This window comes from Methylomonas sp. 11b (assembly GCF_000515215.1).
Taxonomy (GTDB): Bacteria; Pseudomonadota; Gammaproteobacteria; order Methylococcales; family Methylomonadaceae; genus Methylomonas.
This window is the reverse complement of the sequence record NZ_KI911557.1, coordinates 2081763-2102905: the sequence shown is the minus strand read 5'-3', so window position 1 is coordinate 2102905 and position 21143 is coordinate 2081763. Positions and strand designations below refer to the sequence as shown.

Annotated in this window: 21 protein-coding genes; 16 read left to right on the top strand and 5 right to left on the bottom strand. The window is 50.9% G+C overall.

Going from position 1 to position 21143, the window contains the following annotated elements; genetic code table 11:
- Positions 1–4: 4 nt before the first annotated feature.
- The 15 genes from METH11B_RS0110150 (at position 5) to METH11B_RS0110080 (ending at position 14586) form a co-directional block, all read left to right on the top strand.
- The gene (locus METH11B_RS0110150) at positions 5–199 is read left to right on the top strand and encodes a hypothetical protein (RefSeq protein ID WP_026601943.1); all 195 of its coding nucleotides are present in this window, start codon (positions 5–7) and stop codon (positions 197–199) included.
- A gap of 2 nt (positions 200–201) precedes the next feature.
- Positions 202–399: a hypothetical protein gene (locus tag METH11B_RS0110145; protein ID WP_020482995.1), complete on the top strand. Its 198-nt coding sequence runs from the start codon at positions 202–204 to the stop codon at positions 397–399.
- Positions 400–412: 13 nt separating this feature from the next.
- Positions 413–1885 carry a diguanylate cyclase domain-containing protein gene (locus METH11B_RS0110140; RefSeq protein WP_026601942.1) on the top strand — a complete coding sequence of 491 codons (1473 nt, stop codon included), beginning with the start codon at positions 413–415 and terminating at the stop codon, positions 1883–1885.
- A 128-nt stretch (positions 1886–2013) separates the two neighbouring features.
- The gene (locus METH11B_RS0110135; RefSeq protein ID WP_026601941.1) at positions 2014–3642 is read left to right on the top strand and encodes a CTP synthase; all 1629 of its coding nucleotides are present in this window, start codon (positions 2014–2016) and stop codon (positions 3640–3642) included.
- A gap of 2 nt (positions 3643–3644) precedes the next feature.
- Positions 3645–4478 (top strand): 3-deoxy-8-phosphooctulonate synthase, encoded by an 834-nt coding sequence (kdsA, locus tag METH11B_RS0110130; protein ID WP_026601940.1) that lies wholly within the window; start codon positions 3645–3647, stop codon positions 4476–4478.
- Between the two features lie 9 nt (positions 4479–4487).
- A complete protein-coding gene (eno, locus tag METH11B_RS0110125) occupies positions 4488–5771 on the top strand; it encodes a phosphopyruvate hydratase (protein ID WP_026601939.1) in 1284 nt (427 codons plus the stop codon).
- A 118-nt stretch (positions 5772–5889) separates the two neighbouring features.
- A complete protein-coding gene (locus METH11B_RS26645; protein WP_026146944.1) occupies positions 5890–6159 on the top strand; it encodes a septum formation initiator family protein in 270 nt (89 codons plus the stop codon).
- A 3-nt stretch (positions 6160–6162) separates the two neighbouring features.
- Complete coding sequence (ispD, locus tag METH11B_RS0110115) at positions 6163–6858, top strand: 2-C-methyl-D-erythritol 4-phosphate cytidylyltransferase (protein ID WP_026601938.1); 696 nt, start codon at positions 6163–6165, stop codon at positions 6856–6858.
- Positions 6855–7328 carry a 2-C-methyl-D-erythritol 2,4-cyclodiphosphate synthase gene (ispF, locus tag METH11B_RS0110110; protein WP_026601937.1) on the top strand — a complete coding sequence of 158 codons (474 nt, stop codon included), beginning with the start codon at positions 6855–6857 and terminating at the stop codon, positions 7326–7328. Before ispD ends, ispF begins: the two co-directional genes overlap by 4 nt.
- Positions 7329–7448: 120 nt before the next feature.
- A complete protein-coding gene (locus METH11B_RS0110105; protein ID WP_026601936.1) occupies positions 7449–7760 on the top strand; it encodes a hypothetical protein in 312 nt (103 codons plus the stop codon).
- A gap of 173 nt (positions 7761–7933) precedes the next feature.
- Positions 7934–8971, top strand: coding sequence for a tRNA pseudouridine(13) synthase TruD (gene truD, locus METH11B_RS0110100; RefSeq protein WP_026601935.1), 1038 nt, complete (start codon positions 7934–7936; stop codon positions 8969–8971).
- A 110-nt stretch (positions 8972–9081) separates the two neighbouring features.
- Positions 9082–11232 (top strand): type I secretion system permease/ATPase, encoded by a 2151-nt coding sequence (locus METH11B_RS0110095; RefSeq protein ID WP_026601934.1) that lies wholly within the window; start codon positions 9082–9084, stop codon positions 11230–11232.
- A 1-nt stretch (position 11233) separates the two neighbouring features.
- The gene (locus METH11B_RS0110090; RefSeq protein ID WP_026601933.1) at positions 11234–12592 is read left to right on the top strand and encodes an HlyD family type I secretion periplasmic adaptor subunit; all 1359 of its coding nucleotides are present in this window, start codon (positions 11234–11236) and stop codon (positions 12590–12592) included.
- A gap of 21 nt (positions 12593–12613) precedes the next feature.
- A complete protein-coding gene (locus tag METH11B_RS0110085) occupies positions 12614–13261 on the top strand; it encodes a response regulator transcription factor (RefSeq protein WP_026601932.1) in 648 nt (215 codons plus the stop codon).
- Positions 13262–13293: 32 nt separating this feature from the next.
- Positions 13294–14586, top strand: coding sequence for a TolC family outer membrane protein (locus tag METH11B_RS0110080; RefSeq protein ID WP_026601931.1), 1293 nt, complete (start codon positions 13294–13296; stop codon positions 14584–14586).
- Between the two features lie 160 nt (positions 14587–14746).
- Here the strand turns inward: METH11B_RS0110080 and METH11B_RS0110075 are convergent, their stop codons facing one another.
- The 5 genes from METH11B_RS0110075 to METH11B_RS0110055 are packed head-to-tail and all read right to left on the bottom strand — an operon-like array spanning position 14747 to position 20712.
- Positions 14747–14959: a formate dehydrogenase subunit delta gene (locus METH11B_RS0110075; RefSeq protein WP_020482981.1), complete on the bottom strand. Its 213-nt coding sequence runs from the start codon at positions 14957–14959 to the stop codon at positions 14747–14749.
- 3 nt (positions 14960–14962) lie between these two features.
- Complete coding sequence (fdhD, locus tag METH11B_RS0110070; RefSeq protein ID WP_026601930.1) at positions 14963–15802, bottom strand: formate dehydrogenase accessory sulfurtransferase FdhD; 840 nt, start codon at positions 15800–15802, stop codon at positions 14963–14965.
- Between the two features lie 14 nt (positions 15803–15816).
- On the bottom strand, positions 15817–18669 hold the full coding sequence (gene fdhF / locus METH11B_RS0110065; protein WP_026601929.1) for a formate dehydrogenase subunit alpha: 2853 nt from the start codon (positions 18667–18669) through the stop codon (positions 15817–15819).
- Between the two features lie 22 nt (positions 18670–18691).
- A complete protein-coding gene (locus tag METH11B_RS0110060) occupies positions 18692–20236 on the bottom strand; it encodes a formate dehydrogenase beta subunit (RefSeq protein WP_026601928.1) in 1545 nt (514 codons plus the stop codon).
- The gene (locus tag METH11B_RS0110055; RefSeq protein ID WP_020482977.1) at positions 20236–20712 is read right to left on the bottom strand and encodes a formate dehydrogenase subunit gamma; all 477 of its coding nucleotides are present in this window, start codon (positions 20710–20712) and stop codon (positions 20236–20238) included. The genes METH11B_RS0110060 and METH11B_RS0110055 overlap by 1 nt, the downstream gene beginning before the upstream one ends.
- 238 nt (positions 20713–20950) lie before the next feature.
- Here METH11B_RS0110055 and METH11B_RS28500 point away from each other — a divergent pair, with 238 nt between their 5' ends.
- Positions 20951–21142 carry a (2Fe-2S)-binding protein gene (locus METH11B_RS28500; protein WP_081607912.1) on the top strand — a complete coding sequence of 64 codons (192 nt, stop codon included), beginning with the start codon at positions 20951–20953 and terminating at the stop codon, positions 21140–21142.
- Position 21143 lies beyond the last annotated feature (1 nt).

The window sequence follows — 21143 nt, the reverse complement described above, 5'->3', positions numbered from 1 at the left end:
TGTCATGTTGATGTTTCCCGAGATACTCCAGGCCATGATCGTGGGCATGATGATCGCGATTCCGGCGATCTTGATCTATAAAAAAGCCGGTCTAAATCCGGCGTGGGCGGCATTGGTGTTTTTGCCGGTCTTTGGATTGCTGATCGTGTTTCTGCAACTGGCTTTCAAAGAATGGCCGAATGCAAAAAAGGAGGGCTAGTCATGGAACTATTTTTCGTGTTGTTGCCGGCATTCATGCTCTTTTGCCTTTGGCTGGGCTATCGAATTTTGGAAAAAGCCGGATTCGACGGGCGCTGGACGCTGGTTTTGTTGGTGCCGGTGCTTAATGTCATCATGATTTGGGTGTTTGCATTTAGCTCGTGGCCCAAGTTACAAAATGGCGTAGACCAGGGTTTTTAAGCGGCATCCTGAAATGACCGAAAAGACCCGCGGCAAACTTCCGGCGATTTTCATTCCGGTGGTGTTATTCATCGTGTTTGATGCGGTGGCGCTGGGGCTTAATTTTTGGATTTCCGCAAAGCTGGAAAAGAGCGCGGTGGCTATTAATTTATCCGGCCGCCAACGCATGTTGTCGCAGCGGATGACCAAATCTTTGCTGATGTTGCATGTCGTGCAAACCAATACGGAAAAGCTCAGCGCTTTTAGCGAATTTTCCAATGCTGTCGACTTGTTCGATAAAACCTTAGGTGGTTTTTTGCAAGGCGGTATGACCAGTAGCGGTGATGGCAAACCGGTTTATCTGGCCGCCGCCGATGCCCCCAATACGCAAATGATTATCGGCTCGGCGTCCCAGCTCTGGACGCTGATTCACAAACGCCTATCGCCGGTTGAACAGGGCGGTGCCGGGGTTGATGCCGAGATTTTGCGGCCGGCACTGAATGCTTTGTTGATGCATAACTCGCAATTGCTGGGTTTGATGAATGAGCTGACTACCGCATTGGAGCAGAACGCCACCAAGGAAGTGTTTTATCTGCGCAGCTTGCAAGCCAGTTTGCTGTTACTGGCATTGCTGAATTTTGCCTTGGTCTGCAAGCGCTTGCTGGCGCAAATCAAGCAATCGCAGGGCAATGTGCAGGCCTTGCGCAATATCATCGATTCCATCGAGACCGGTATCGTGTTGTATGGTCGTGACGAATGTGTACGTTCCGCCAATAAGACTGCCAATCAGTTGTTCGGATATAGCGATCAGGCTTTGATCGGCAAGCCTTTAAAAGAATTGATTATTGCGGACAATGTCCGAATGCTGGGGTTGCGGCGCGACAACTCCACCTTTGTTGCGAAAATCAACACCCAAACTCTGTTCGAATTTAACGATCAAATCAGTATGTGTACGATTACCGATGTCAGCGAACAGGAGCGCAAGGAAAAGCAGTTAATGTATCTGGCGTTTCACGATCAGCTCACCGGTTTACCCAATCGCGGTTTGTTGGTCGAGCGTTTACGGCAAGACTTACTGCGCGCTAAGCGCGATTCGACATTTTTGGCAGTATTGTTTCTGGACTTGGACGGTTTCAAGATTGTGAACGATGAAATGGGCCACGATGCCGGAGATGAGTTATTGCAAGCCGTGGCCCGGCGTTTCGAGCAATGTTGCCGTGAAGTCGATACGGTTGCGCGCTTGGGCGGCGATGAGTTCGTATTCGTGCTGACCTCTTTACACTCGGTGTTGGCGGCTAAGCAAGTCGCGCAAAATGTGTTGAAAGCTATCAATCAAGTATTTTTAATTCATGGAAAGACCGTCAAAATTGGGGCCAGTATCGGCATTGCCATGTATCCCACCGATCATTCCGAAGCTGAATTGTTGATTAAATGTGCCGACGATGCGATGTATTTGGCCAAGCAACGCGGCAAAAATCAGTTGGTGTTTACTGCCGAATGTCGTTGATGTTTTTCAATTATCGAGATCCCAGCTCAGCTTGCTTTGGCAATTAAAAAGGCAATTGCACCATAAAACTGTTAGAATTTGCCGCTTTTCGACCCCCTTGCTATTGCTTAACAGGGCGCCAAACGTTCATGACAAAATTCATATTCATCACCGGCGGAGTGGTTTCATCCTTGGGAAAAGGGATAGCCGCTTCATCGTTGGCAGCCATCTTGGAAGATCGCGGCCTCAAAGTCACTCTCACCAAGCTCGATCCCTACATCAATGTCGACCCCGGCACCATGAGCCCGTTTCAGCACGGCGAGGTGTTCGTGACCGAGGATGGCGCGGAAACCGATCTGGACTTAGGCCATTACGAGCGGTTTTTAAAAACCACGATGGCCAAGAAAAACAACTTCACCACTGGCCAAGTTTACGAGCAAGTCTTGCGCAACGAGCGCAAAGGCGAGTATCTGGGCGCGACGGTGCAGGTCATTCCGCATATTACTGACGAAATCAAACGCCGTGTTTATGCCAGTGCCGAAGGCACTGATGTGGCCTTGATCGAAGTCGGCGGTACCGTAGGCGACATCGAATCCTTGCCGTTTCTGGAGTCCATCCGGCAGATGGGCGTGGAGTTAGGCCGCGACCGGGCTGTATTTATCCACCTGACTTTGGTGCCTTACATCAAGTCGGCCGGCGAGATTAAAACCAAACCGACGCAGCATTCGGTAAAAGAACTGCGCACCATCGGTATCCAGCCGGATATTCTGATTTGTCGTTCCGAACAACCGATCCCGGCCAGCGAACGCAAAAAAATCGCCTTGTTTACCAATGTCAACGAAAAAGCGGTTATTTCCGCGATTGACGCCGACACCATTTATCGCATCCCGCTATTGTTGCGCGAGCAAGGTTTGGACGACATCGTCGTAGCCCAGTTACGTTTGGATGTGCCGCCAGCTGACTTGTCGGCTTGGGAGAAAGTGGTCGATGGCCTCACTCACCCGACCGATGAAGTCAATATCGCCATCGTCGGCAAATATGTTGACCACACCGATGCTTACAAATCCTTGAACGAGGCTTTGATTCACGCCGGTATCCACACCCGCCACAAAGTACAGATCACTTATATCGACTCTGAAACCATCGAAGCTGAAGGCACCGCAAAGCTGAAAGACGTCGATGCGATTCTGGTACCCGGTGGTTTTGGCGAGCGCGGTGTGGAAGGCAAAATTTCCACGGTGCGTTTCGCCCGCGAGAACAAAATTCCTTATCTGGGCATTTGCTTGGGCATGCAGTCCGCAGTGATCGAGTTCGCCCGCGATGTGGTCGGTTTGGAAGGCGCGCACAGTACAGAATTTCTGCCGAATAGCCCGCATCCCATTATCGGTTTGATTACGGAATGGATGGATGAAGCAGGACAATTAAACGTGCGTGACGAAGATTCCGACATCGGCGGCACCATGCGCTTGGGCGCGCAAAAATGCCGTTTAAAATCCGATTCGTTGGCATTCGAGTTGTATCAGAAAGACGTGATTACCGAGCGCCATCGTCACCGTTACGAATTCAACAATCAGTATTTGAAACAGTTGGAAGCCGCCGGCATGCGCTTCTCCGGTAAATCACTGGATGGCCGCTTAGTGGAAATTATCGAGCTGCCGGATCACCCCTGGTTTTTGGCTTGCCAGTTCCATCCCGAATTTACCTCGACACCGCGTAACGGTCATCCGTTGTTTTCAGGCTTTGTGGAAGCGGCCGCCAAACACAAGAAACAAGGTTAAACATGCAATTATGTAATTTCGAAGTCGGCCTGGATAAGCCGTTTTTCCTGATCGCCGGCACCTGTGTGATCGAAAGCGAACAAATGACCATGGATACCGCCGGTAAATTGAAAGAAATAGCCGACGAGTTGAATATTCCGTTTATCTACAAATCCTCGTTCGACAAAGCCAACCGTTCTTCATTGGGAAGTTTTCGCGGTCCGGGTCTGGAAAAAGGTTTGCAGATCCTGGAAAAAGTGAAGCAACAATTGCATGTGCCGGTTTTGACCGACGTCCATGAAGATACACCGCTAGAAGAAGTTGCGGCGGTGGTCGATGTGCTGCAAACACCGGCGTTTTTGTGCCGCCAGACCAATTTCATCCAAAGCGTCGCCGCTTTGGGCAAGCCGGTGAATATCAAAAAAGGCCAGTTTTTAGCGCCGTGGGATATGGCCAATGTCGCTGCTAAAGCCAAAGCCACCGGCAATCAGCAAATCATGGTTTGCGAGCGCGGCGTGTCGTTTGGCTATAATAATTTGGTTTCGGATATGCGTTCGTTGGCTGTGATGCGCGACACCGGTTGCCCGGTGGTATTCGACGCCACTCATTCCGTGCAGTTACCGGGCGGGCAAGGCAATGTTTCCGGCGGTCAGCGCGAGCATGTGCCTGTTTTAGCGAGGGCGGCAGTGGCAGTGGGCATTGCCGGACTTTTCATGGAATCGCATCCCAAACCGGAAGAAGCGTTGAGCGACGGCCCCAACTCCTGGCCTTTGCACCGCATGAAAGAATTATTGGAAATGTTAGTAACGATAGACCGGGCTGTTAAATCCACCAGCCTGATTGAAACCACTCTATAGGGCAAAATAATGGCAAGAATAGTAGACGTAAAGGCAAGAGAAGTTCTGGATTCACGCGGTAACCCGACCGTTGAAGCGGAAGTGTATTTGGCATCCGGCATCATCGGTAGTGCGATGGTGCCCTCCGGCGCATCCACCGGCGAACGCGAAGCGATCGAATTACGCGACGGTGACAAAGCTCGGTATTTGGGTAAAGGTGTATTGAACGCCGTTAACTTCGTCAACACCGAAATTCGCGAAGCGGTCGTCGGTATGGATGCCAACAACCAAGCCGCGTTGGACGAAAAAATGATTGCCTTGGACGGCACCCCAAGCAAAAGCCGCATTGGTGCCAATGCCATCTTGGGCGTTTCCATGGCTGCCGCGCGCGCTGCTGCACAAGAAGCCGGTGTACCGTTGTACAAATTCCTGAACAAATCCGGCGAATTTATTTTGCCTGTACCGATGATGAACATCATCAACGGCGGTTCGCATGCTGATAACAGCGTTGATTTGCAAGAGTTCATGATTCTGCCTGTCGGCGCGCCAACCTTTCGCGAAGCGATCCGTTACGGTGCGGAAGTATTCCACAACCTGGCTAAAGTATTGAAAAGCCGCGGTTTAGCGACCACTGTGGGCGACGAAGGCGGCTTTGCGCCTAACTTGTCTTCCAACGAAGAAGCCATCGAAGTGATCCTGGAAGCGATTGAAAAAGCCGGTTACAAAGCGGGCGTTGACATCTATCTGGGTATGGACGCTGCTGCTTCAGAATATTTCGATGACGGTAAATACGTGTTGTCTGCGGAAAATCGCAGTTTCAACTCCACAGAAATGGTCGATTTCCTGGCAGCGTGGGTTGATAAGTACCCCATTATCTCCATCGAAGACGGTCTGGACGAAAACGATTGGGACGGCTGGAAATATCAAACCGAAAAATTGGGCGGCAAAATCCAGTTGGTCGGTGACGATTTGTTCGTGACCAACCCTGCTATCCTGAAAGAAGGTATCGAGAAAGGCATCGCTAACTCCATCCTGATCAAAGTCAACCAAATCGGTACCTTGACCGAAACCCTGGCGGCTATCGATATGGCTGCTGCTGCCGGCTACAGCGCGGTAGTTTCTCACCGTTCCGGCGAAACCGAAGACACCACCATCGCCGACTTGGTGGTCGCGACCGGCACCGGCCAAATCAAAACCGGTTCATTGAGCCGTTCCGATCGTGTTGCCAAATACAACCGTCTGATGAAAATCGAAGACGAGTTGGGCGACAAAGCCAAATACGCCGGCCGCAGCGCGTTTAAAATGCTGAAATAAAAAGCGTAGGTTGGGTTAGCCCTAAGCGGTAGCGAAGGGCGTAACCCAACGCGTTGGCATTAAATGTTGGGTTACGCTCTGATAGAGCTAACCCAACCTACATTGTTGAGAATTCGCTATAAAAACGCTCATCGCCATCATCATCCTATTAATCGTTCACTTCCAGTATCGGTTGTGGCTAGGTGATGCCAGCGTCTCGCAGATTAGCGATTATCGGGAACGTCTCGACACCCTGACCAAGGAAGCCCAGGAAAAAAAGGAACGCAACGATTCCCTGTATGCCGAGGTGCTGGATTTGCGCCGTGGCTTGGAAACCATCGAAGAGCGTGCCCGCTATGAATTGGGCATGATCAAGGAAAACGAAACCTTCTTTCAAGTGCTTGAGTAGAGCATGAATCAAATTCTTAGATGCTGGGCGGTAGTCCCGGCAGCCGGCGTCGGCAAACGTATGCAAGCCGACCGCCCTAAACAATATCTACCGCTGGCCGGCAAAACCGTCATTGAACATACCTTAAATCGCTTATTGCAATCCGGTGCGTTTCAAGCCGTGGCTGTCGCTATATCGATTGAAGATCCGTATTGGCCGGAATTAGACGTATCCAAACATCCTGATGTGATTACCGCACCGGGCGGCAAGGAGCGGGCTGACTCGGTGCTGTCGGCGCTGAAAGCTTTGCAGGGCCAAGCCGCCGAGGACGATTGGGTGCTGGTGCATGACGCCGCACGACCCTGTCTGACGGCTTCTGATATTCATCTGCAAATCGACACGCTCAAAAACGATGAGGTCGGCGGCATTCTGGCGCTGTCTTCACACGACACGCTGAAACACGTCGACGGCGACACCATTACCGCAACGATAGACCGCAAACATGTCTGGCGGGCGTTGACGCCACAAATGTTCAAATACGGCATGCTGCGCGACGCTTTGCAGCAAACCGAAGGCAATCCGGCCGTTACCGACGAGGCCAGTGCATTGGAATTGTTGGGCTACAAACCCAAAATCGTCGAAGGCCGACCCGACAACATCAAAATCACCCGGCCCGAAGATCTGGCGCTGGCGCAATTCTACATGGAGCAACAAGCATGATCCGAGTCGGTCAAGGTTACGACGTCCACCGTTTCAACGACGGCGATCACATCATATTGGGCGGTGTGAAAATCCCCTATGAAAGAGGTTTGGAAGCCCATTCCGACGGCGATGTGGTGCTGCATGCCTTGGCTGATGCAATTCTCGGCGCGGCAGCGTTGGGCGACATCGGCAAGCATTTTCCGGATACCGACCCCGAATTCAAGGGTGCCGACAGCCGGGTATTGCTACGCCACGTCTACAAAATTGTCCAGGAAAAAGGTTACAAGCTGGTTAACGCCGATGTCACTATCATCGCCCAGGCACCGAAAATGCTGCCGCACGTGCCGGCTATGCGTGCCAATATCGCTGCCGACTTGGCCGTGGATGTCGATTTCATCAATGTCAAAGCTACCACGACTGAAAAATTAGGCTTCGAAGGCCGCAAGGAAGGCATCGCGGTGCAGGCGGTGGTGTTGATAGAGAAATAAAAACGTTGCCAGCGTTAGATCACGAGCGATACCGCGATACTCGACCATCTAGTGTAATCTTGAAAATTGCACCATACGGCATCGATTAGGATTACTGTCTTTAGTATTGATGCTCGGTAAATGAATGAATTGACAATGAGTCTAAATGACACAATAAGCGAATTTATCGCCTATGGCTTTGAGCGTCATGGCGTAGGATTCGGAATTGTTCTTTTTGGCACCGCTATGCTTATTAGTTCCGGGATGATTCCTTGGTTAAGCGACAGGCAAAAAAGAGGAGTCAGAGGGTATTTAGACGCTCAAAATGACTCACGCCCGCCAACCAAGGAGGAAGAGTTTTATCACTCGAATTTTCTTACGTTTAAAGCCGGTATTTTCATTGTTGCCTTAGACGTTTTTTTTATCCTTTTTCAACCGAAGCTAATTTTCTGAACCTATGGATTGAAAGCGATAATCCATGTAGGTCATGGTGCGAGTAGCGTTCCCTGACAATTTCACATTCGGAATGTCACCTCACCACTCGGCAACCGTTCCTGCGTTGCTCTACCTCCTGCATCCATGCAGTCGTATCGCGGCAACATGACCTACGATATTTTATAAGCCTTATGACAGATTTTAATTTACCCGAATGGCCCTACGCGTACGGCGGACCCTCAGGTACCGGAGATATCAAAACCGAGCCCGAGGATTTCGTAGTCGAAGAAGTTCTATCGTTCGAGCCGGAAGGCAGCGGCGAGCATATATTCCTGCATATCGAAAAAATCGGTGAAAACACCGAATATGTCGCGCGGCAGCTGGCTCGTCATGTCGGGGTCAGGCAGCGAGATGTCAGCTATGCTGGTCTTAAGGATAGACACGGCCGAACGCGGCAATGGTTTAGTGTGTGGTTGCCGGGTAAGGACGATCCGGATTGGTCAGCTATCGAAACCGAGCATTTGCAAGTGTTGCAAACGGTCCGCCACGCCCGAAAACTAAAGCGCGGTGTTTTGGCGGGCAATCGATTTAACTTGCTGATCCGAAATTGGACGGGCGACCAAGAAAGCACCGAAAAGCAACTGCAGCAGATTAAAGCCCAAGGCTTTCCCAATTACTTCGGACCGCAACGTTTCGGTCATCAAGGCCAAAATATCAATCGCGCGCTGGCCATGTTTGCCGGTGCCAAGGTCAAGCGGGAACAACGCTCTTTGTATTTATCGGCAGCGCGCTCGTATTTGTTCAATCTGATCTTGGCGCAGCGCGTCGAGCAAGCGAATTGGCATCAAGCATTGAATGGCGATGTATTCAAGCTTGACGGCAGTAATAGCTGTTTTACCGGCGATAGCGACGACGCCAGTCTGTCGGCTCGCGTCGAACAGGGTGATATTCATCCCACCGGGACCATGTGGGGCCGTGGCGGTAAGATTGCCACAGCTGAGGCTGGTGCGATAGAAGACGCCGTGATTGCCGCTAACGCATCCATAGCCGACGGATTGCTTGCGTTTGATCTGGAAGCTGATCGACGCGCTTTACGCACATTGCCGCAAGATCTGGAGTGGCAGTGGCTGGATAATCAACTCAAGTTGAGCTTCAATTTGCCCGCCGGTAGCTATGCCACCGCCTTGTTACGGGAAATAATTGGCGGTGCATCTGGTGCCGGTGATTGAATTTGCTTTGATAAAAATGCTTTTTGGGTTGTAATCGCATCAATTTATAATACTTAAGTACAATAGCGCCTAAAGCGTTATAAAAATCATAACTTCTACTTACATCCTACATGCCTGATAGCGGCCAGATATCCGGACCAGCAGATTCCACGTTTGACGATCCTCTATTGTTGGCTTTGCTATCGGTCTGCAAGTTGTTACATATTCCGCAAACTGCAACGGCCTTGGTAGCCGGACTGCCCTTGGTCGAGAATAGATTGACGCCCGGTTTGTTCGTGCGCGCCGCTGAACGCGCTGGTTTGACCAGCCGCTTGTTGCGCAGACCCTTAGAGAAAATTTCCAATTTGGTATTGCCGGCAGTGCTGTTGCTGAAAGACGGTAATGCCTGTGTATTGCTTGCCAAGAGCGGTGAAAACTATACGGTAGTGTTGCCGGAAACCGATAGCGGCGAGAAGACCGTTAGCGCTGCGGAGTTGCAAGCTAGTTACAGCGGTTCGGCTTTTTTCGTGCAGTTGCAGCACCGCTTTGACGGGCGCACTGCGGAATCGGCTGTACCGAAGGTCAAACATTGGTTTTGGGACGTGCTTTATAAGTCCTGGCCTATCTATGCGGAAGTGCTGGCGGCCTCGTTATTAATCAATCTGTTCGCTTTGGCCGCGCCCTTGTTTTTCATGAATGTTTATGATCGCGTGGTACCGAATCACGCGCTGGAAACGTTGTGGGTACTGACTATAGGTGTGCTGATCGTGTTTGGTTTCGAATTGGCGATGAAGCTGCTACGAAGCTATTTTATCGATGCAGCCGGCAAACGCGCCGATATTATTTTGTCGGCGAATATTTTCGAAAAACTGATGAATATTCGTATGGAAGCCCGGCCGCCATCGGTGGGTGCTTTTGCAAACAACTTAAGCGAATTCGAATCCTTTCGTGAATTTTTGACCTCGGCAACGCTGGTGACACTGATCGATTTGCCGTTTTTGTTTTTGTTTTTACTGATCATTTATAGTGTCGGCGGCAATTTGGCCTTGATTCCATTGGCGATTTTACCGTTAGCAATGTTGATTGGTATCGCCTTGCAGGCGCCATTGAAAAACACGATCAACGCCATGTTCAAATTCGGCGGTGAAAAAAATGCCACGCTGGTGGAAGCGTTGTCCAATCTGGAAACGATCAAAACGGCCGGCGCGGAAGGACAATTGCAGCGCCGTTGGGAACAGAATGTCGGCGAAATCGCCCGGCTGGGCTTAAAGTCGCGGTTTTATGCCGGCTTGACCGTCAATTTGACCGCATTTTTGCAGCAATTGGCATCGGTGTTGGTGGTGGTGGCCGGCGTCTACCGGATTACTGATGGTGATTTGACGACAGGCGGCTTGGTGGCTTGCACCATGCTGACCTCGCGGGCCTTGGCTCCGGTCGGGCAGGTCGCGGCACTATTGACCCGTTACCATCAGGCGGTGACCGCCCTGGGGTCGTTTAACCGAATGATGGCTCTACCGGTGGAACGCGAGAACGGCAAGGACTATTTGCATAGACCGCGCTTTAACGGCGAGATTGAGTTCAAGCAGGTTCGCTTCAGCTATCCGCAGCAGCCGGTCAAGGCCTTGGATGGCATATCGTTTAAAATCAAGGCCGGCGAGCGCGTGGGTTTTATCGGCCGAATAGGTTCCGGCAAGAGCACGCTGGAAAAATTGATGCTGGGTTTGTACCAGGCTCAAGAAGGTTCGATCTTGATAGACGGCACCGATATTCGCCAAATCGATCCTTCCGATTTACGCCGGCAAATCGGCTATGTGCCGCAAGATATTTCCTTAATGTTCGGTAGCGTGAAGGACAATATCGTTTTGGGTTCGCGCTACGCCGATGATGCTGCGGTGTTAAAGGCGGCGGCGATTGCCGGCGTCGATCAGTTCGTCAGTAAACATCCCGCCGGTTTTGATTTGCAAGTGGGCGAGCGCGGCGCATCCTTGTCGGGTGGGCAACGGCAAAGTATTGCGCTGGCCAGAGCCTTGCTGTTGTCGCCGTCGATTTTTATTATGGACGAGCCGACTAATGCGATGGACAACAGTAGCGAAGAAGCCTTTAAACAGCGGTTTGCCGCGCAATTGGGGCAACAGACTCTGATACTGGTCACGCATCGCATGTCGCTGCTCAGCTTGGTGGACAGGCTGATCGTGATGGACGGCGGGCATATGGTCGCAGACGGCCCCAAGGAACATGTGCTGGAAGCCTTGCGCCAAGGACAGATCAAGGTGGCTATCTAATATGTTGAAAAAAATAGCCGAGTGGCGCGCCGAGCATCGGTATCGAGCCGAAGATCAGCGTTTTTTAAGCGACGTCAACGCCGCTAATCTTTACGAATTACCCTTGCAAAGCCATTTGATCCTGTGGTTTGCCGCGGCTTTTGTTGCGGCATCCTTGGTTTGGGCCGGGTTTGCCAGCTTGGATGAGGTTACGCGCGGCGAAGGTAAAACCATACCCTCCAGTCAAGTGCAGGTGGTGCAGAACCTGGAGGGCGGTATCGTTTCGGAAATATTGGTGCAAGAAGGTCAATTGGTGGACAAGGATCAGGTTTTGCTGCAACTCGATCAAGTCCGTTTTGCTTCCTCGTTTAAAGAAGCCAAGTTAAAGTATTACGAGTTGTTGGCAAATACCGCGCGCTTGAATGCCGAAATTAACGGCACGCCTTTGGCAATTCCGGAAGAGGTTATGAAGAATGCACCGCAAATCGCCGACAACGTCAGGCAATTGCTGGTTTCCAAGCAGAACGAAATAAGATCGAATAGCGACATTTTTGCCGAGCAGGTGCGGCAGAAAGAGCAGGAAATTATCGAAATTCAGTCGAAAAGCGACCAATTGGCGCGTAGCTACAAACTTTTGCAGGACGAAGTAAAGATGTCCGAACCGTTGGTGGCTGATGGGGCTATGTCGCAAGTTGAATTACTGCGCTTACAACGTGCTGCTAATGATTTGAAAGGCGACTTGAATTCCGCAAATTTGGCGATGCCGCGGCTACGTTCGTCATTGGACGAAGCGCGCAACAAATTGGCGGAGATCAAGATTCGCTATAAAACCGAAGCGTTGAAAGAATTGAACGAAGTGAAGGCGGAACTGGATCGCACATCCGAATCTGCTGTAGCTTTGGAAGATAGAGTTAGCCGTACCAGAGTGCTGTCGCCGGTAAAAGGCACGGTAAAGCGCATCAAAGTGGCTACGGTGGGCGGTGTCATTCAACCCGGCATGGATTTGCTGGAAATCGTGCCTTTGGAAGATCAGCTGTTGATTGAAGCGAAAATTCGGCCGGCGGACATTGCTTTTCTTCGCCCTGGGCAGAAAGCTGTGGTAAAACTAAGCGCTTATGATTTTTCGATCTACGGTGGCCTGGAGGCCTCTTTGGAACACATCAGCGCCGACAGCATACCCGGCGAGAAGAAAGATGAGGACAGTTACTATTTGATTCGTTTGCGCACCGCTAAAAACTACCTGGAAAAGGGCGGCGAACGTTTGGAAATTATTGCCGGGATGACCGCGGAAGTTGATATTTTAACCGGAAAAAAAACAGTGCTTGATTACCTCTTGAAGCCGATATTGAAAGCCAGGGATAGGGCTTTAAGAGAACGATAACTCATAACAACAATTACATTTGTGGCTAACATACTGATTTATTCCAATAATCCTCAGCTGACGGCGCAGTGGACTCATGCGCTGATCGCGGGATATAACGTTAGTATGCTGCACAGTATCCGCAGCGAATATACCGCCGATGCAGTGATTTTCGATGCAAAAAAACTGGATGACGATGCCGGTTTGTTAACGGTTTTTGCCAACAAAAAAGTCCGTTTCCTGGTCATCGGCTCCGATTGGCCGGAACATAAGCAGATCGAGGTGCTGATTAACGGTGCCGCCGGCTATTGCGAACAGTCCGAAGCATCGGAGCTTTTAATGCGTGCGGTAGCTTGTATTTTGGCGGGTGATATTTGGATTCGTCGGGCCTTGGTGCCCAAGGTCATTGGTGTGTTGACCAGTGCCAGACGTACACAACTTACGCCTAGTACCGTCGATACCGAACTAAAGCTAAAGCAACTGGCCAGTTTATCCGCGCGCGAAGTGGAAGTGGCGGACATGATACGGCAGGGTGAAAGTAATAAGCGTATTGCTTTTGCTATGAATATTTCCGAGCGGACTGTAAAAGCGCATTTATCGTCGATTTTTAGGAAACTGCATGTCGACGACCGCTTAAGACTAGCCATATTGTTAAAAGAAATCGACCAATATCAGAGAGGAATGTCATGAGAGTCAGCAGGAGTTTGAGTTTAGGAATAGCCATGCATTTGGCCTGTGTATCAAGCAGTCAGGCGTTGAGTTTGCAAGAATCTATTCAGAAAGTGTTGGATGAAAATCCCAAAATCCAAGCTGCCAAATCAGAACGCCGCGCAGTTGAAGAGGAAATCGGTCAAGCCAAGGCCGGTTATTTTCCAACTGTGGATGTCACAGCCGGCATCGGCTGGGAAGAATCGAATAACCCTACCACCCGTGGCCGCGGTGACGGATCGGTTTTTTATCATAGAGAGGAAGGGGCGATTCTGGCCAGGCAAATGTTGTTTGATGGTCTGGCTACTCCGAATGAAGTGGAGAGGCAGGAAGCTCGGACCGACTCTCGGGCTTACACAGTATTCGGCCAGTCGGAAATAACCGCGCTCGATGGTGTTGAAGCCTATATTAAGGTGTTGCGGCGTCAGGAGTTGTTGAATCTGGCTAAGGAAAATCTGCAACGCCATCAAGGTACCAACGATCAAATCAAACTGCGTAGCGAACGCGGCGTCGGCAAACGGGCGGATGTCGACCAGTCAATGGGCAGGGTAGCCTTGGCGGAAAAGAACGTGTTGTCCGAAATCGGTAATTTGAAAGATGCCGAGACCAGTTTCTTGCGAGTCATCGGCATATTGCCGGAAGGTATTCAACCGATTCAATCGCCGGGAACCGCGCTACCCCAATCGCTGGATCAAGCGATAGAAGAAGCGTTAGCCGATCATCCCATTCTGAAATCTGCTAATTCAGATATCGATTCGGCATTTGCCCAACATGCTACGGCTATGGCCCCCTATTTTCCGCGTTTTGATATTGAGGCCGGCGCCAGTCATAACTACAACTTAGACGGTATCCGCGGCACCAATTCCGATATGACGGCAATGTTACGTATGCGCTATAACATTTTTAACGGCGGCAAGGATATAGCTCGCCGCGAGCAAACCGCGCAGTTAATCAATCAGGCCAAGGATATTCGCGATAATACGCATAGGCAGGTGATTGAAAGTATGCGTTTGTCTTGGGTCGCTCATCAAACCGTGAAGAGCCAGTTGGAGTTTTTTAAACAACACGTCGATTCCAGCGAAAAGACCATCAGTGCTTATCAGCAGCAGTTCAATATTGGTCAACGGACCTTATTAGATTTGCTGGATACCTTCAACGAGGCTTATATTGCTAAAAGCTCGTATATCAATGCTAAATACGATGAGCTGTTTTCGCAATTTCGAATTTTAGCGAGCAAGGGCCAACTGAATAAATATTTGGGTACGACTTTGCCATCCGAAGTTCAACCGCTTAGTTCCGCTGACTAAGGCGCTCAATCATTAATAGTTAAGGCTATGTAGAGATTTAGACTTCCCCCAAATGGGATCCTATTGGGGGGGAAGTTATCAATTAGGCTGATGACCAGTTTAGAGCGATGGTCGATAAACTGATTCAATAAGTACGAGTAACCGATGCATTAGCCCAGAGTTACTTGGCAATACGCAATACGGCTTCCGACACTATTTCCATTAACTCTTTACCACCTTGTTGCACATATTCGACAATCGCTTTACGCATGCGCGGTTCCCAAAAGTTTCGGATATGTTGTTCAACGCCCTTAATGGCCAATTCCCGGTCGGGTTCGGATTTGAAAAAAGCGCCAATGTTGTTGGCCATTTTAATGAGGTTATGGTTATCCATGTTTTATGCGGCTGATTCTTGGTAATGTTGTAAACGATGAGGGTGAGTGTAGATCATATGATTTTCGTGGCGGGCGAAGCCAACCAGGGTCAGTCCGCACTCTTCCGCCAATTGAATTGCTAACGCGGTAGGTGCCGAGATGGCTGCCAGCAAGGTGATGCCAACACTGGCCGCTTTTTGTACCATTTCATAACTGGCGCGGCTGGTCACCAGCAGCCAGCCATTTTCAAAATCGCAGTTGGCCTTGGCTAATGAACCGATCAGTTTATCCAGTGCATTATGACGGCCGACATCTTCCCTTACAGTAACGATGCCGCGTTCCGGGTGCAGCCACGCTGCCGCATGGACCGCACCGGTCAGCATATTCAGAGATTGCTTTTGCGCCATATCGGCGAAACCGCTGCTTAATAGCGCTGCATTCAGCGCTAAACCTTGCCCCACATGATGGGGACGCCGAATGGCTTGCTCCAGGGTGGTGGCTCCGCACAAACCGCAACCGGTTCTGCCGGTCATGTTTTTTCCCTTGCCGTGCAGTTTCTCAAAACGCTTTTCAGGAATCGTCATTCTAACTTCCACTCCTTTGGAGCGTTGTACGACGCGTACCGACTGCAATTCCGACGTATGGCCGATGATTTCTTCGGTCAGACTGAAGCCCAATGCAAAATCTTCTAGATTGAGAGGGGTCGTCAGCATCACCACGTGCGGAATGGTGTTGTAAACCAACACCACCGGCACTTCTTCAGCGACATAATCCTCTTTCGCGGTGTGAACTGGGCCGCGCCAGCTATCGAACGTACCGGTTCGATAGCTGGTCCAGCCCAGTTCGCTTGAGACTGCATCCATAAGGCGGTTGCTACTTACTCGTTGACCGCGATGCGGTTTTCCAGTAGAGACAACTGATTGTCGGAAAAGTCTTGGTATTCCTGTTGCCATGCCGAAGTTTGTGCAACTTTGGCGACATGTACAGCGGTGACTTTGTATTCCGGACAGTTGGTTGCCCAGTCCGAGTTATCGGTGGTGATGACGTTAGCGCCTGAATGTGGGAAATGGAACGTGGTGTAAACCACGCCAGGCTGCATGCGATCAGTAATCAAAGCGCGCAACACGGTTTCCCCGGAACGGCTTTTCACGCCGCACCAGTCGCCATCGCTAATACCCAGTACTTCAGCATCGTGTGGATGCAATTCCAGACGATCTTCCTCGTGCCAGGCGACGTTTTCCGTGCGGCGAGTTTGGGCACCGACGTTGTATTGCGACAAGATCCGGCCGGTAGTCAGAATCAACGGATATTTGCTGCTGGTACGTTCTTCGGTAGCGACATATTCGGTTAGCATGAAGCGGCCTTTACCGCGCACGAAGTGGTCGGCGTGCATAATCGGCGTGCCATCGGGTGTTTCGTCATTGCAAGGCCACTGTATGCTGCCCATTTCGTCGATTTTTTCGTAACTGACACCGGCGAATTGCGGTGTCAGCGCCGCGATTTCGGCCATGATTTCCGAAGGATGGCTGTAATTCATCGGATAACCCAGGGCGTTCGACAAATCCTGGGTTACTTCCCAGTCTTCCTTGCCACCCAGCGGGGTCATCACTTTACGAACCGGCGAAATCCGGCGTTCAGCATTGGTAAACGTGCCGTTCTTTTCCAGGAACGAGGAGCCTGGTAAAAACACGTGAGCAAATTTAGCGGTTTCGTTCAGGAAAATGTCTTGTACGACCAAGCATTCCAATTCACGTAGCGCGTGATGTACGTGGGTGATATCAGGATCGGATTGAGCGATGTCTTCGCCTTGTACGTACAAGCCTTTGAAACTACCGTCGATAGCGGCGGCAAACATATTCGGGATACGTAAGCCGGGTTCTGAGGACAGCGCCACGTTCCAAGCAGTTTCAAACTGAACGCGAGTTTGCGAGTCGGAAACATGGCGGTAGCCGACAAACTCGTGCGGGAACGAACCCATATCGCAAGAGCCTTGGACATTGTTTTGTCCGCGTAGCGGGTTGACGCCAACCCCATCGCGGCCAATGTTACCGGTTGCCATTGCCAGATTAGCGATACCGATAACTGTTGTTGAACCTTGGCTATGTTCGGTCACACCCAAGCCGTAATAGATCGCGCCATTACCGCCCGTTGCGTACAAGCGAGCCGCTGCGCGCATGGTTTCGGCGGGTACGCCGGTTAATTCGGCGACGGCCTCAGGTGAATGTTGGGGCAGCGCAACAAAGGTTTTCCATTTATTGAACGACTCAATATCGCAGCGTTCCAGTGCGAATTTTTCATCCGCCAAGCCTTCGGTGACAATGACGTGAGCCAATGCGGTGACAACCGCAACATTGGTGCCGGGGCGAAGTTTCAGATGGTAGTCGGCTTTCACATGTGGGCTATTGCTAACCAAATCGATACTGCGCGGATCGACCACGATCAGTTTCGCGCCTTGGCGTAAGCGGCGTTTCATCATCGAACCGAAAACCGGGTGGCCGTCAGTCGGATTGGCGCCGATTACCATAATCACATCGGACTGCATCACCGAGTCAAAGGTTTGGGTGCCGGATGATTCGCCAAAAGTGCTTTTCAAGCCGTAGCCGGTCGGCGAATGGCAAACGCGGGCACAGGTATCGACATTGTTGTTACCGAAGCCGGCACGGATTAATTTTTGCACCAGATAGGTTTCTTCGTTAGTGCAACGCGAAGAGGTAATGCCGCCGATTGAGTCTTTGCCGTATTTGGCTTGGATCCCCTTCAATTTGGTGGCGGCAAAACTGATCGCTTCTTCCCAACTGACTTCGCGCCAAGGATCGGAAATGTTTTCCCGTACCATAGGGGTGGTGATACGGTCTTTGTGCGTGGCATAACCGAATGCAAATCGGCCTTTGACGCAAGAGTGGCCGTGATTGGCTTGGCCGTTTTTATCCGGCACCATGCGTACCAGTTGTTCGCCTTTCATTTCGGCTTTGAATGAGCAACCGACACCGCAATAGGCGCAGGTGGTGATGGTGCTATGTTCCGGAACACCGTGGTCGATTACCGATTTTTCCATCAGTGTCGCGGTGGGGCAGGCTTGCACGCAAGCGCCGCAGGATACGCATTCGGATTCCATGAATGGCTGATTTTGCCCTGGAGAGACTTTGGAATCGAAGCCGCGGCCGTCGATGGTCAATGCGAAGGTACCTTGTACCTCTTCGCAGGCACGGACGCATCGTGAACAAACGATACATTTTGCCGGGTCGAAGCTGAAATAGGGGTTGCTGGTGTCTTTTTCGGAATCCAGATGATTCTCGCCGTCGAAACCGTAACGCACTTCGCGCAAGCCGACTTGGCCGACGGTATCCTGCAATTCGCAATCGCCGTTGGCGGCGCAGGTTAAACAGTCTAAAGGATGATCGGAGATGTATAGTTCGGCAATGCCGCGTCTGATGCTGGCTAGCTTGTCGTTCTGGGTACATACCTTCATGCCTTCTGCCACCGGGGTAGTACAGGAAGCCGGATAGCCGCGCGCACCTTCGATTTGCACCAGGCACATCCGACAAGAACCGAACGGATCCAGGCTATCGGTGGCGCACAATTTAGGAATGCTGATCCCCGCTTCGGCGGCGGCGCGCATCACGGAACTGCCGGCATTGACAGTGACCTTGTGGCCGTCGATTTCCAGAGTGACTTGATTTGCAGACGAACTTGCGGGAGTTCCGTAATCTATTTCGTTATTGTCAGACATGTTTATCTCCTGGTAATCGCGATCAGGCTTTGGCGGATTGTAAGCCAAAGTCTTCAGGGAAATGATTCAGCGCGCTTAACACCGGGAAAGGTGTCATGCCGCCCATTGCACACAAAGATCCGTAAGTCATGGTGTCGCATAAATCGCGCAACAACACGGTGTTTTTATCCTTTTGCACGCCCTCGACGATACGGTCTATTACTTCGACGCCACGTGTTGATCCTATCCGGCAAGGTGTGCATTTGCCGCAGGATTCTTCCACACAAAATTCCATTGCATAACGCGCCATGTCGGCCATGTTGACGGTATCGTCATGAACCACTATGCCGCCATGACCCAATACCGCTGAAATGGCCGCGAAGGCTTCGTAATCCAGCGGTGTATCGAACTGGCTCTCATGCAAATAAGCGCCCAGCGGTCCGCCGACCTGTACCGCGCGTATCGGTCGGCCGCTCGCTGAGCCGCCGCCGTAATCGTAAAGCAGCTCGCGCAAGGTCATGCCGAAAGCGACCTCAAACAGACCGGGGTGCTTGATATTTCCAGCCAGTTGCAGAGGTAGCGTACCGCGTGAACGGCCCATGCCGTAGTTTTTATAATATTCGCCGCCTTTGTCCAGAATCACAGGAATCGAGGCCAGCGAAATGACATTGTTGACGATGGTAGGTTTACCGAACAGGCCGACGATAGCGGGGAGTGGTGGCTTAAAACGTACCAATCCACGTTTACCTTCCAGGCTTTCCAACAGGGAAGTTTCTTCGCCGCAAATATAGGCTCCGGCGCCGCTGCGTACTTCCAGGTGGAACGTTTTTCCGCTGTTTTGGATGTTTTCGCCCAAATAACCGTTTTTGTACGCCGCTTCGATAGCTTGATTCAGCGCAATCTTAGCGTGTGGGTATTCGACGCGCAGATAGATATAACCTTGAGTAGCTCCCACCGCGAGGCCGGCTATGGTCATGCCTTCGATCAAAACGAAGGGGTCGCCTTCCATGATCATTCTGTCGGAAAATGTACCAGAGTCGCCTTCATCAGCGTTACAGACAATGTATTTTTGATCTGCCGGGGCGTTTAGCACTGTGTTCCATTTGATGCCGGTCGGAAACGCGGCGCCGCCACGACCACGCAGGCCCGAGTCAGTGACCTGTTTGACGATTTCGGTGGCTTGCAAAGCCAACGCATTTTTCAGGCCACGGTATCCATCGTGAGCCAAGTAGTCGTCGATGTTGACCGGGTCTGTTAGGCCGACGCGGGCGAAGGTAAGACGATTTTGATTTTTGAAATAAGCTATTTCTTCAATGTTGCCTAAATAAAGCGGATGTTGCTTGCCATCCAGCAGCCCGGCATCGAGTAAAGGTGCCACATCTTCCACTTGCACGGGGCCATAGGCAACTCTGCCTTGGCTGGTTTCGACTTCGACGAGGGGCTCCAGCCAGAACAATCCGCGAGAGCCGTTGCGGACGATTTCAGCTGATAAGCCTTTGCTGCTAGCTTGCTGTTCCAATGCCTTGGCAACTTGTTCAGCACCCAGGGAAAGTGCGGTGGAATCACGGGAAATAAATACGCGTGTCATTATTTGGCACCTTTATAAGTGGCTAGCAAACGATCAAATTTTTCAGTTGTGACGCGACCCATCACCTCGTCGTCTATGGTAATTGATGGCGAACAAGCGCAGTTACCTAAACAATAAACAGGTTCTAGTGAAAAAATTCCGTCAGCTGTGGTTTCGTGAAAGTCGATGCCAAGCTGTTGTTTAACATGGGTTTCCAGCGCTTTACCGTTCATTGCTTGGCATGATTCGGCCCGACAAATTCGTATTGTGTGCTCTCCGGGCGGAGTCTCCCGAAAGTAATGATAAAAACTAATAACCCCGTGGACTTCCGCTTGGGAAAGATTGAGCGACTTGGCAATGTCTACTACGGCGGCCGGCGGGATGTAGCCCAGAGTGTCCTGAATACCATGCAAAATAGGCAACAGATTACCCGGCATTGCTTGATGAGTGTTCAGTATTTCCAACACGGTGGGTTTTTGGGTTTGATAGTCTTGCATCATTGGCTCTGTAATAAATGACGAAAAGGTTATCGTCCTATTTAATCATGAACAAACCTGGGTTTGCAATTCGGGTTCGTGCCTGAATCCCGCGTATTTCCTAAGCAAAGCAAGGTAATTGCAACATCCGACTCTGATTAGTTTGGGAAGTTCGCGTGGAAAAAATGTGATGGTGGATGCTTTACTTTTAAATGATAATTGTTATCATTAATGCGCATATGAATTAAGTGAGGGTGTTATGTACGTATGTGTGTGTAAAGCGGTCACCGATAGACAGGTTACGCAGGCAATCAGTCAAGGTGTATGTAATCGCAGACAGCTGATGCAGTGCACGGGTGCGGGTGGTGTATGTGGAAAATGCACGGCCAGTATTAAAGCTTTACTGGATGAAAATACGCAGAATCGGAAGATGCAAGCTCAAGCGGCATAGT

Bases quoted from the DNA above. Each gene is read 5' to 3' on its own strand.
- METH11B_RS0110140 (WP_026601942.1), top strand. From the start codon at position 413: ATGACCGAAAAGACCCGCGGCAAACTTCCGGCGATTTTCATTCCGGTG.
- ispF (WP_026601937.1), top strand. From the start codon at position 6,855: ATGATCCGAGTCGGTCAAGGTTACGACGTCCACCGTTTCAACGACGGC.
- fdhD (WP_026601930.1), bottom strand. From the start codon at position 15,802: ATGGATGCAGTCTCAAGCGAACTGGGCTGGACCAGCTATCGAACCGGT.
- METH11B_RS0110145 (WP_020482995.1), top strand. From the start codon at position 202: ATGGAACTATTTTTCGTGTTGTTGCCGGCATTCATGCTCTTTTGCCTT.
- METH11B_RS0110075 (WP_020482981.1), bottom strand. From the start codon at position 14,959: ATGGATAACCATAACCTCATTAAAATGGCCAACAACATTGGCGCTTTT.
- METH11B_RS28500 (WP_081607912.1), top strand. From the start codon at position 20,951: ATGTACGTATGTGTGTGTAAAGCGGTCACCGATAGACAGGTTACGCAG.
- METH11B_RS0110150 (WP_026601943.1), top strand. From the start codon at position 5: ATGTTGATGTTTCCCGAGATACTCCAGGCCATGATCGTGGGCATGATG.
- truD (WP_026601935.1), top strand. From the start codon at position 7,934: ATGACAGATTTTAATTTACCCGAATGGCCCTACGCGTACGGCGGACCC.
- METH11B_RS0110090 (WP_026601933.1), top strand. From the start codon at position 11,234: ATGTTGAAAAAAATAGCCGAGTGGCGCGCCGAGCATCGGTATCGAGCC.
- METH11B_RS0110060 (WP_026601928.1), bottom strand. From the start codon at position 20,236: ATGACACGCGTATTTATTTCCCGTGATTCCACCGCACTTTCCCTGGGT.
- eno (WP_026601939.1), top strand. From the start codon at position 4,488: ATGGCAAGAATAGTAGACGTAAAGGCAAGAGAAGTTCTGGATTCACGC.
- METH11B_RS0110095 (WP_026601934.1), top strand. From the start codon at position 9,082: ATGCCTGATAGCGGCCAGATATCCGGACCAGCAGATTCCACGTTTGAC.
- METH11B_RS0110080 (WP_026601931.1), top strand. From the start codon at position 13,294: ATGCATTTGGCCTGTGTATCAAGCAGTCAGGCGTTGAGTTTGCAAGAA.
- METH11B_RS0110135 (WP_026601941.1), top strand. From the start codon at position 2,014: ATGACAAAATTCATATTCATCACCGGCGGAGTGGTTTCATCCTTGGGA.
- ispD (WP_026601938.1), top strand. From the start codon at position 6,163: ATGAATCAAATTCTTAGATGCTGGGCGGTAGTCCCGGCAGCCGGCGTC.
- METH11B_RS0110055 (WP_020482977.1), bottom strand. From the start codon at position 20,712: ATGCAAGACTATCAAACCCAAAAACCCACCGTGTTGGAAATACTGAAC.
- kdsA (WP_026601940.1), top strand. From the start codon at position 3,645: ATGCAATTATGTAATTTCGAAGTCGGCCTGGATAAGCCGTTTTTCCTG.
- METH11B_RS0110105 (WP_026601936.1), top strand. From the start codon at position 7,449: ATGAATGAATTGACAATGAGTCTAAATGACACAATAAGCGAATTTATC.
- fdhF (WP_026601929.1), bottom strand. From the start codon at position 18,669: ATGTCTGACAATAACGAAATAGATTACGGAACTCCCGCAAGTTCGTCT.